Below are 10,269 nucleotides of genomic sequence, written 5' to 3' on the forward strand. Positions count from 1 at the left end.
CCTATAGAGATGATTATTGCAGTGGACGAGCCATGAATACATTAGATCAGCTTCTAAAACCTAAATCCGTTGCCGTTATCGGTGCTTCAATCAAAGATCGACGGGCCGGTAATATTGTGATGAAAAATCTATTACTGGGTGGATTTGAAGGTGCGATCATGCCTGTTACCCCTAAGTACCCTTCTGTCTGTGGTGTACTTGCGTATAAGAGCATTGATGCGTTACCAATAACCCCTGACATCGCCGTATTATGTACACGAGCAAGCCGAAATGTCGCGCTAATTGAAGAGCTGGCGCAAAAAGGGATATCTACGGTTATTATTCTGGCTTCGGACATGGCTCGCTCAGACAATGAAATATCGATTCAAGATCGCTGCTTAAAGATAGCCAAAGACTCGAATATGCGTTTGCTTGGTCCAAATAGTCTGGGGATTATTCTGCCTTGGCTGAATTTCAATGCATCTTTTTCCCCTATCACGGCCCTTAAAGGAAAGATCGCATTTATATCTCAATCAGCTGCGGTGTGTACCACCATTCTCGATTGGGCCAACGATAAGAACATCGGTTTTTCTGCTTTTGTTTCTCTGGGTAACGGCCTGGATATCGACTTTGCAGAGCTTTTGGATCGTTTAAGCATGGATTCGCATACAGAAGCGATTCTACTGTATGTCGATACCATAAAAGATGCGAGGCGATTTATGTCCGCAGCCAGGGCCGCTTCAAGGAATCGAAGAATCTTGGTTCTAAAAGGTGGACGCACCGCCAGTGGCAGAAAAGCGGCAAGGTTACATACTGGAGGTGATGACACGCTTGATATCATTTATGATTCTGCGATTCGTCGTACGGGTATGTTAAGAGTGAATAATACGCATGAGTTATTCGCTGCAGTAGAGACTCTGACGCATTCTGTACCATTACGCGGCGAGCGATTGGCGATCATAACGAATGGGGGTGGGCCTGCCATTATGGCCGTAGATACTCTGTTAGAACGCGGTGGCAAACTTGCTCAGCTAGATGAGGAAACGCTAAATAGGCTCAGTACGGTATTGCCAGAGAGTTGGTCGCACAGTAACCCCATTGATATGGTTGGTGACGCGGGAAATCGGCGCTATGTCGATACACTCAACGTCTTACTCGACAGTAATATCGCAGACGCTATTTTGATCATGCATAGCCCGTCGGCAGTATCACCTTCCGAGCAGACAGCTCAAGAAATCGTTGACGCCATTAGAGCGCACCCTAAACATAAGCAATTCAATATTCTAACCAATTGGTCTGGCGAGCTTACCGCTAAGCCTGCAAGACAGATCTTTACTCAAGCAGGAATTCCAACGTATCGCACCCCAGAAAGTGCGGTTGTTGCTTTCATGCATTTGGTCGAATATCGACGAAATCAAAAACAATTAATGGAAACCCCGACCTCCGCTGAACCGGTTCACATTGGCGAGCTTAATCATGCTAAACAATGGATTGAGGAGAAGTTGGAACAAAATCATACCTTGATGTTGGATACTCATCAGATTGGTTCATTCTTAAAGTATTTCAATTTTAATGTATTACCGACATGGATTGCTTCTGACGCGAGTGAAGCGGTGCATGTCGCTGAAAAAATCGGTTACCCTGTTGCGGTGAAATTACGTTCTCCTGATATTGCGCACAAGTCTGATGTTCATGGCGTTATGCTCAATCTGAGAAACAGTGTTGAAGTTGCTAATGCAGCACAAGCGATCCTTGATAGAACCAAGTTGTCGTACCCTGCCGCTCATATTCATGGATTATTGGTTCAGGGTATGGGCAAATTGGCGGGTGGCGAGGAAATACGGATCAAAGTCATTACGGACAACACATTTGGGCCTGTTATATTGATCGGGCAAGGTGGTTCAGAGTGGGATGAATCTATTGATGCTGCTGCTGCGCTGCCCCCGCTCAATATGACACTGGCTCGCTACCTTATTGTGAGAGCGATAAAAAGCGGGAAAATTCGACCACAAAAACTTCCAGATCCTATGAATATTGATGGGCTATCTGAATTCTTAGTGCGATTATCACAAATGGTGGTCGATTGCCCTCAAGTACAACAACTTGATATCCATCCACTACTAGCCAATGGGAACGAGTTCACTATCCTTGATGCGGATTTAGTCTTATCTCGCTATAAAAAGGACGCCCACGAACGATTAGCTATTCGTCCTTATCCAGTTGAAATGGAACAAAAACTGACGTTAAAAGACGGTACAGAAATATTGCTGCGGCCAATTCTTCCTGAAGATGAGCCCCTCCATGCTGAGTTTATCCACAAGGTATCAAAAGACGATTTATATAAGCGATTTTTTACTGATGTTGGTGAGTTTAATCATGAAGCGCTGGCCAATTTTACCCAGATTGATTACGACAGGGAAATGGCCTTCGTTGCGGTTACCTATACCGCAGGCAATCCGACCATCATTGGGGTGTCTCGTGCTTTAATCAATCATCAAAATAGTGATGCCGAATTCGCCATACTGATCCGTTCCGATCTTAAAGGCATAGGGTTAGGCAAGATCCTCATGGGTAAGATCATTCAATATTGTAAAGATAAAGGCACAGCTCAAATATCTGGAATGACGATGCCGACCAACCGAGGCATGCTGACGCTGGCACAGAAACTCGGGTTTGAACTTGATGTTCAATTTTCAGATGGAACCGCAGACATGGTGCTTCGGCTCAATGATTGACGGACCTAGAGCTATATATGGATGACATTAAACAAGGGTCTGAAAGCGCTTAGAACAAAGCACGTAGAACTAAGCAAGTAAAGACCAGTGGTTTTTTAGATAACGGATGCACCAGGTTTTTGCATTACCCATGTTATTACGGCGCCAGGCTAACACGATTTCAATATCTTGATTCTGGGTGCCTTGTATGGCTTTAAGCTTATGACTCCTTATAAGTGGCTCTGCGACTTGCTGAGGTAAGGTGCCAATACCAAGACCCGCTAGCAGAGCTTCCACTTTCGCGTTGAATGTTGTAACAGTGAGTTGAGGTTGCTTCTCGAGGATGTTAATAGACTGAATTGGGTGCTCCAAGGCCGTATCCGCGATGGCGATGATCTTATATTTTTGTCGCTCTTGATCATTAAATTCCCCCACTCGTTTATGGATATAATGATCGTAAGATGCAACCCAAACCATTGACATGGATCCGATCACTTCTGTTTTTAGATCCTGAGGGATCATTGATGTTTTCGGGCAGATTAAAAGATCCGCTCGATTTAAAGCCAAAGACTCCCAACAACCCGCTAAGATTTCCTCTTGTAATTTAACTTTAGTGCTGCTGACTTCTTCAAGCTTACTGACCAGAGGGAACAAATTACCAACAGGGATGATGCCGTCGAACGCGATGGTAATATCAAGCTCCCACCCATTTGCTAATGCTTTGGCTTTGCTCACGAGATCATTCGATGCCACAAGGATATGCCTTCCTTGCTCTAGCAATAACTGCCCTGCTTGGGTAAAGATAGCTTTGTGGCCAGATCGATCGAATATCATCAGATCCAAATCTTGCTCAAGTTTTTGAATCTGATAAGTGAGTGATGAAGGTGCTCGACCTAACTCTTTTGCAGCACTGGCAAAACTTCCTCTTCGTTCTATTGCATCTAATATATGTAACGCTTCAAGAGTAAGAGGACTTAGCACAATACCGCTCCTTGCAAACTGATTTAATGGGCCGTCAAATAAGAAAAAACCAGCAATAGATGCTGGTTTGGGTAATCTTTCATTCAAAAAGTTAACAGAAATTGGGCGAATGATAAATTATTTATTTGGCATCTCTTTTTTTATCATGATGACAGACGTCACGATAAAAGCGATGACAAGTGCTGTGTCCATTTGTAACTCCTAGATTCAAAACGTAACAAAGTGTAACTGGTTTGAATTCTAACATTTATACAAAGACATAAAACCCCATAACGATTTTTTTACGTAAATTATAGATACAGATCAATAAGCGACCGAAATTTGATGGTTTAGACGTGGATAGTGAGAGTTGAATCAAGGTAATTGTTAAAAAAGGGTTAATTTAAGTAACTATTTAAAGGTAACTTTTCCGCCAATAATCTTATTTGCGGGCATTCCTCTGATCATTGTTTCTCTAGCGAATGAAATACCGCACTTAGGGCAGATTCCAAGTTCTACGGTAAAGTCGGTAACGATGCGTTCCTGGAAACATTTAACTAGGGCGCCTTTTCCCCCTTTCCTGTATTTATACAAAGGTGTTTTACATTTAGCGCAATAAACATCAACGGTCCTTGCAGGTTGCTTTTTGTTGGGTTTAGACATTAACTCGGCATATCTCCATTAATGCTGGGTTTGACCCAGGCTCTGCTAAAGTCAAACCAGCCAAGAGCGTTGCACTTTACATTTTGTAGGGAACCACATTGATCCTGGCTTACACCAAGCCAGCAGTGAAACAGTGGAATAAGCTGCAAATGCTCAGCAAGAGATTGACCTAACGCCCGCCCAGGAAATGGTAAGCTGTCATCAGCTCGCCATGCATCAACCAAGTGAGTCCAGTTTTTAAAATGCTCATCGGTGCTCATTTTTTGAATATCACTGTAATCGAGAAGCCAGCCTACGAGCGCATCATCACGGTTGTTCGCTATTCCCATTGGTTTCACCCAGATATCGATCTCTTCAGCATTCGGTACGTCAACGTCGTATTTAATCATGTGTACTTTTAACCCATCTTCTCGAAGAATCTTTTCGATGGTTTTTGCTAACGTTGGAAACATAGGGTGCTGGGCATGATAAGCAATAGTCACCGTTGTTTCTGCAGGAGCGGTAACGGCGCAATTTGAACGACTTTGGTGGTACCAGCCTGGCTTCAACCCATGAGCCGGTAATACACCCAGTTCCAGCAGCGTTTTATCCGGTAGCATTCTGAATAAGTTCATAGTATGGAGCTTGTGGGTGAAATACTCAGCCCACTGATTCGATGAGGCTAGACCATCCCGTCGATTGAGCAGCAAGTATGTGCATCCAGGATCCAATTTAACTTCTTCATTATGGTTATTTATGTCTGGTTTGATCGGATTCGATAAACTCGGAAAGATCATCGAAGAGTGCACTTCATCGATCACCCAAACCTCGACTCGATCAATGAGGGGGCGAAAACCAAAATACCCATCAAAGGCCTGTAAGACCAAACGCTTATCGTTATTTTCTGCCACTCGGTAAGGGCCAGTACCAATCGGCATAATATCGAAATTATCGTTTCTAAGGTGATCAGGTAATAAAACCTTGGCGCAGGATTCCGCCAACAAGAGTGGTAAGCGTTTGTCATCTGCAGATAAAGTGACATCAATAATCGATTCGCTGGGTGACGTGACCTGTTCGATGTGCGAAAAAAGAGGCGTCGATTTAAGTAATAAGAGGCTTTCAATGATGTGATTCGTCTCTAGAGCAACTCCAGTGTGAAAGCGAACTCTTGGCCGAATATAAAATCGCCATACTCGGTTTGATAACGCTTCCCAGCTATGGGCTAAATCAGGCTGTAAATTGTCGGCATCGTCAAGTCGGGTCAACCCACTGAATATTTGCTGAGCGATGTGTTGCTCAGAGCGTCGCATATTTTTGTTCGTGTTGAGCATTGAAAGTGGTCGATAATACGGTAAACGTATGACTTGTTGACCTTCTTGGTGTTGTACGCCCAAGTAACCATCAATCACCCTTGCCAATTTGGCACTGTCATTACCGAGTACCGACAAAGCATGGGAAATCCGACCTTCGTCAAGATATTGTTTAGCGAGAGTTTCATTGACATCACTGCGACTTCGTTTGAAGTTAAGTTGAGAAAGCTTTCCACGACCAGGCGCTGGTTTCCATTCGATCCAACCTTCTTCTTCCATCTTGTTAAGAACGATCCGCGCGTTTCGGCGAGTGCAGAAGAGGATCTCGGTGATCTCATCAAGTTGAATGCCTGAGTCTTGCCCTTTGAAGTGTGTAAATAGTGTTTCAAACTGAACGCGTAAACGTGGACTACTCATAAAGGGGAAAGCTCAAATGATGTATGGACTTGTGTAGTTTCCCCTTTTTTTGATCTTGGATCAAGTTAATCAGAGACCGCACACCCAATTAGCATACTTAATTCATTAACTTGTTGTTCATTATCGAGTTTTAGTGACCATTTGCAGCCGCTACCGTTGGCGACCAATACATTAGTCCCCTTTCCAATTAAGGTGAGGCAATCCGCTTGCGCCTGTAACACAACCTGTTGTTGGCCATCGAATTTGACTATCAACTCATGGGCAGTGGCAATGATCTTCCCTAAGGAGAACGTAATGACCATGGATCTATGTCCTTTCTTTTGTATGACGCTTTTTTACTGCAATCGTTAGCCGACTCGAGCAAATTAAACGCGCTTGTTCATCGGTGATATTGATTTGCCAAACTTGAGTTGAAACACCAAGGTGTAATGGCGTTGCTTTGCCCGTTACCGTACCTGATCGCATCGCACGAATATGGTTGGCATTGATATCCAGCCCGACACAAAAGTGGTTTTCATCGACACATAAATTTGCGGCGATTGATCCTAACGTTTCCGCAAGAACGACCGATGCACCTCCGTGTAGCATGCCAAGCGGTTGGTGGGTTATTTTACTGACCGGCATGGTCGCAGATATACTGTCTGAATCAACATCCGTGTATTTGATCTCTAAATGTTCGATCAGGGTATCTTTAGACGTTGAATTCAATTGTTCTAAATCAATGTGTTTCTTCCAAATAGCCATTTAGCACTCTTTTGGTTTGCGTTATAGTTTATTCTCTGTCAGAGAATGACTAATTTGCCTTTCAATATGGAGATTGTAAATGCAAACCTTATTTAAATTGTCGGTTCTGTGTTCGACTATTGTTCTAACAGCTTGTAGCGCCTCTCCTACAGGCAGGAATCAGATCATCTTATTTTCCGATCAAGAGATGAGTTCGTTAGGCGCTCAGTCTTTTGAGCAAATGAAAGCAGAACAGCCTATCAGTACAAACACTAAGACGAATAATTACGTTCAATGTGTCGCCAAAGCGGTGCTGACAACGGTGCCCGCACAACCCAGTTTTAAAGAATGGGAAGTGGTGGTGTTCGATAGTGAGCAAGTGAACGCCTTTGCTCTACCTGGTGGAAAGATTGGGGTTTATACTGGGTTATTGAACGTCGCTACCAATCAGGATCAATTGGCTACGGTTATTGGTCATGAAATCGCTCATGTTCTCGCCGATCATAGTAATGAAAGGCTGTCTCAGTCACAGTTAGCCAATGCTGGAATGCAAGTGACAAGCATTGCTTTAGGCGCTTCGGAATATGCTGAATATCAATCAATGACGATGGCTGCGTTGGGTGTGGGTGTGCAATATGGTGTTATTTTACCTTATGGCCGAACACAAGAATCGGAAGCCGATATTTTAGGGTTAGAGTTTATGGCCCAGGCGGGTTTTGATCCAAACCAAAGCGTTGATCTTTGGAAGAATATGGCGAAAGCATCCGGTGGTGCACAACCGCCAGAGTTACTCTCCACCCACCCTTCTCATGACACGAGAATCAATGACTTAAAGGCTAAAATCCAATCACTTCCTAGCTATAATGTGGCTAAACCTAGTTGCAGCTAGCCAGAGCCAGCTAGCCAGAATCAGTTACCCTATCAATGAAGTGCTCGTGAACGTAAGGTCGACGATTTTGCCAACGACGATGTTGTCAACCTTACGAACTCTATTAACTGGCACTCATTAATGGCAAACAGTTGTTACTAGCAAGCTTTTTTTTACGAGAGTAGCCGGTACTCTTTGCTGGCACAGCGCCGGGCTATACTCGTTATTTACGTGCCCAATATTTGCAGTGGTAGCTGTAACAAGGCATCTCCAGTGGAAGCAAAGTACCCAATGATACTAATCAGCCCGAACACCAAGCCCACATACCAAATGCTTGAAATAATTTGGCCGTATCGATCTAAGGGCAACAGGTGGCTGTGATGCCTTTGTTTCCACTCTAAGACTATTTCGATAGTGCCCATAATCAGTAAGAATCCAAATAACGTGAGACCGAGAGAGTAGCTAAGAACGATTCCGCCTATCGCACCTGCAGCGCACAGCACGATTCCGGTGACACTGTTCATCGAAAAACTGATGCTCTTTAATATGTGCCCGCCATCAAGGGGCAAAATCGGAAGCAGATTAAATAAGTTTAGGAATGCGTTGAAAACCGCTAATCCTGCAAAAAACAAGTTACCCGTCACCCAATACGCGATAACCAAAACAATCGATAGCAGGAATCCAAAAAAAGGACCCATGATCGAAATGACGACGTCTTGCCATCGAGTGTTGATTTTTTCGTCACTGAGCGCGAGCCCGCCTAAAAAAGGGACCAGATATATGCCTTTGGTTTTCATTCCAAAATACTTCATCGCTTTGACGTGGCCATATTCGTGAAACACTAAACAGGCGATCAGCGCCAACGCAAATTGAAAAGAGAAAAGCCACGAATAGGCCGCTAAACTGGCCGATGCGAGCACTACTTTTATAAGCTTGGCACTTTTAAGCCCTTTCATTAGCAAAGACACTAAGCCTATCACGCTAAACTTTCTGTCTGCCTTTGGTGGGTTAAAAGGAACCTGCTGCTCGATGTCTTTGTGACGCCTAGAATCTTGCTCTATGACTTGTTCATTGATGGATAACGCGTAGTCCAACATAAATGGTTGCCAGACCAACTCTAATGTCAGCTTGCAGTTTAAGTTTACGTCTCCGTGTAACAACGTGAATTGATGAACAGACTGATCAGATGAATCGGTAGAGGCATCTTTTTGAGAGACGAGTGTGTTGTCCCAATATAGTTGTTGCCAACCAGCCATTGAACCTTCTAGGCGTAACGGTTTTCCAAGACAATCAATAGATAAAAGTTCCAACATGCTTCCTGTATAGTGCAATTTAAAGGCCGTAGAAGTATGACGCGCTTATTTTTGTGGGTAAAGAGAAAACATCACCGATGGCTATGTACGTATCATGAAGGCAAATAAACTCGTATAGGGTTCAAAATGCCCTTGTGGGAGCTCTTGTTTGCAAAGAATAGGTCAGGTTTTTTCTAAGCAATAAATCTCCCTTTCATTTATATGGATAAAGTGGATAATATGCGCGTTATTTAATTTATTGAATGTGAGCCTAATATGTCTTCTGAAGCAACAATGCTAGAACGCTGCCAATCTAAATGTGAACTGTGTGGAAGCGACTCTCCGCTTACCTCGTACGCGGTACCACCACATAGCCATGTTACTGTCGATCATGGCATTATGGCTTGCGACAAGTGTTTGGGTGAAATTGAAGACCCGAAAGACATTAACCACTGGCGTTGTTTAAATGACAGCATGTGGAGCCAAGAGCCACCGGTTCAAGTGGTAGCGTGGCGTCAATTGACTCGCCTCTCTTCAGAGTCTTGGGCACAGGATCTTTTAGAGATGATGTATTTAGAAGAGGAAACATCAGTTTGGGCACAAATTGGTATGTCGGCTGATGACAAACCTCTTGATGTAAATGGCGTCGAACTTAAAAAAGGTGACGACGTAACAGTAATCAAAGATTTGCCTGTCAAGGGAACGAACCAAGTGATTAAGCAAGGTACGGTTATTCGCGGTATTAGTGTTGGCGATGATCCAAAGCTTGTGTCTGGTAAAACCAATGGCGGTCAATCAATGTACGTGATTGCTGAATTCTGCCGTAAAAAGTAACGGGCTTTTTATTTAGACTCATATTCTATTATTTGTCTCCCTATTCTAAAGGCACCGATGGTGCCTTTTTTGTGTGTGTATAAATGAGAATGCCTCTATAGAGGTGATTATTCATAAAATTCATGCATAAAAAAACGCAGCCACTGGCTGCGTTCAAATAACTGCGTTGTCGAGATATTAGCGAGTTAAACCTAAATCTCTTTGCATATGGTCTGATAGATCAGATGCATAGTAGGCACGAGGTTCACTGTTATCAACAAACAGAATATCGAGTAAATGTTTAATCAATCCTTTGAAACTAACCGCGTAGGTCTTCTTATCCATAGAGGTAGGTGCTGCGATGGTGTCTAAATGCATAACTTGTGACATAGTAGCCTCTCTAAAAATCGAATAATTTTGTTTCGTTGGAAGAAATATAGAGGTTTTATTGGTAAATAAATAGTGACAAAAACTGCAATGTGGAATTAGTTTTTCTAATGAAACAATGATTTAACAATCGACAGTGTACTGGTCTAATGAAGTTGGACACC

The 10,269-nt window shown here is 43.3% G+C and carries 10 protein-coding genes; 3 read left to right on the forward strand and 7 right to left on the reverse strand.

The window, feature by feature from the left end:
* Positions 1 to 32 precede the first annotated feature (32 nt).
* On the forward strand, positions 33 to 2,714 hold the full coding sequence (locus A1QO_RS17330; RefSeq protein WP_017041421.1) for a bifunctional acetate--CoA ligase family protein/GNAT family N-acetyltransferase: 2,682 nt from the start codon (positions 33 to 35) through the stop codon (positions 2,712 to 2,714).
* A 69-nt stretch (positions 2,715 to 2,783) separates the two neighbouring features.
* Here A1QO_RS17330 and A1QO_RS17335 read toward each other — a convergent pair whose 3' ends face one another.
* The 5 genes from A1QO_RS17335 to A1QO_RS17355 form a co-directional block, all read right to left on the reverse strand.
* Positions 2,784 to 3,674 carry a LysR family transcriptional regulator gene (locus A1QO_RS17335; RefSeq protein ID WP_017033578.1) on the reverse strand — a complete coding sequence of 297 codons (891 nt, stop codon included), beginning with the start codon at positions 3,672 to 3,674 and terminating at the stop codon, positions 2,784 to 2,786.
* Positions 3,675 to 4,064: 390 nt separating this feature from the next.
* Entirely contained in the window at positions 4,065 to 4,316 is a 252-nt protein-coding gene (locus A1QO_RS17340) for a hypothetical protein (RefSeq protein WP_017037965.1), read from the reverse strand.
* On the reverse strand, positions 4,316 to 6,022 hold the full coding sequence (locus A1QO_RS17345) for an SgrR family transcriptional regulator (protein WP_017039534.1): 1,707 nt from the start codon (positions 6,020 to 6,022) through the stop codon (positions 4,316 to 4,318). Before A1QO_RS17345 ends, A1QO_RS17340 begins: the two co-directional genes overlap by 1 nt.
* Positions 6,023 to 6,087: 65 nt before the next feature.
* Positions 6,088 to 6,324 carry a DUF3389 family protein gene (locus tag A1QO_RS17350; RefSeq protein WP_017039535.1) on the reverse strand — a complete coding sequence of 79 codons (237 nt, stop codon included), beginning with the start codon at positions 6,322 to 6,324 and terminating at the stop codon, positions 6,088 to 6,090.
* 4 nt (positions 6,325 to 6,328) lie between these two features.
* Positions 6,329 to 6,766 (reverse strand): hotdog fold thioesterase, encoded by a 438-nt coding sequence (locus A1QO_RS17355; RefSeq protein ID WP_017037962.1) that lies wholly within the window; start codon positions 6,764 to 6,766, stop codon positions 6,329 to 6,331.
* 79 nt (positions 6,767 to 6,845) lie between these two features.
* On the opposite strand from A1QO_RS17355, the gene A1QO_RS17360 reads away from it, so the two are divergent.
* Complete coding sequence (locus tag A1QO_RS17360) at positions 6,846 to 7,634, forward strand: M48 family metallopeptidase (protein WP_017033573.1); 789 nt, start codon at positions 6,846 to 6,848, stop codon at positions 7,632 to 7,634.
* A 206-nt stretch (positions 7,635 to 7,840) separates the two neighbouring features.
* Here the strand turns inward: A1QO_RS17360 and A1QO_RS17365 are convergent, their stop codons facing one another.
* Positions 7,841 to 8,923, reverse strand: a complete 1,083-nt coding sequence (locus A1QO_RS17365) for a site-2 protease family protein (protein ID WP_026026849.1) — start codon at positions 8,921 to 8,923, stop codon at positions 7,841 to 7,843.
* 258 nt (positions 8,924 to 9,181) lie between these two features.
* On the opposite strand from A1QO_RS17365, the gene A1QO_RS17370 reads away from it, so the two are divergent.
* A complete protein-coding gene (locus tag A1QO_RS17370) occupies positions 9,182 to 9,739 on the forward strand; it encodes a PhnA domain-containing protein (RefSeq protein WP_017033571.1) in 558 nt (185 codons plus the stop codon).
* A 177-nt stretch (positions 9,740 to 9,916) separates the two neighbouring features.
* On the opposite strand, the gene A1QO_RS17375 is transcribed toward A1QO_RS17370, so the two are convergent.
* Complete coding sequence (locus A1QO_RS17375) at positions 9,917 to 10,108, reverse strand: hypothetical protein (RefSeq protein WP_017033570.1); 192 nt, start codon at positions 10,106 to 10,108, stop codon at positions 9,917 to 9,919.
* Positions 10,109 to 10,269 lie beyond the last annotated feature (161 nt).

This window comes from Vibrio genomosp. F10 str. ZF-129 (assembly GCF_000287055.2).
In the GTDB taxonomy this organism is placed as follows: domain Bacteria; phylum Pseudomonadota; class Gammaproteobacteria; order Enterobacterales; family Vibrionaceae; genus Vibrio.

Coding starts and splice junctions, on each gene's coding strand:
- A1QO_RS17330 (WP_017041421.1), top strand. CDS start 33: ATGAATACATTAGATCAGCTTCTAAAACCTAAATCCGTTGCCGTTATC.
- A1QO_RS17340 (WP_017037965.1), bottom strand. CDS start 4,316: ATGTCTAAACCCAACAAAAAGCAACCTGCAAGGACCGTTGATGTTTAT.
- A1QO_RS17345 (WP_017039534.1), bottom strand. CDS start 6,022: ATGAGTAGTCCACGTTTACGCGTTCAGTTTGAAACACTATTTACACAC.
- A1QO_RS17350 (WP_017039535.1), bottom strand. CDS start 6,324: ATGGTCATTACGTTCTCCTTAGGGAAGATCATTGCCACTGCCCATGAG.
- A1QO_RS17355 (WP_017037962.1), bottom strand. CDS start 6,766: ATGGCTATTTGGAAGAAACACATTGATTTAGAACAATTGAATTCAACG.
- A1QO_RS17360 (WP_017033573.1), top strand. CDS start 6,846: ATGCAAACCTTATTTAAATTGTCGGTTCTGTGTTCGACTATTGTTCTA.
- A1QO_RS17370 (WP_017033571.1), top strand. CDS start 9,182: ATGTCTTCTGAAGCAACAATGCTAGAACGCTGCCAATCTAAATGTGAA.
- A1QO_RS17375 (WP_017033570.1), bottom strand. CDS start 10,108: ATGTCACAAGTTATGCATTTAGACACCATCGCAGCACCTACCTCTATG.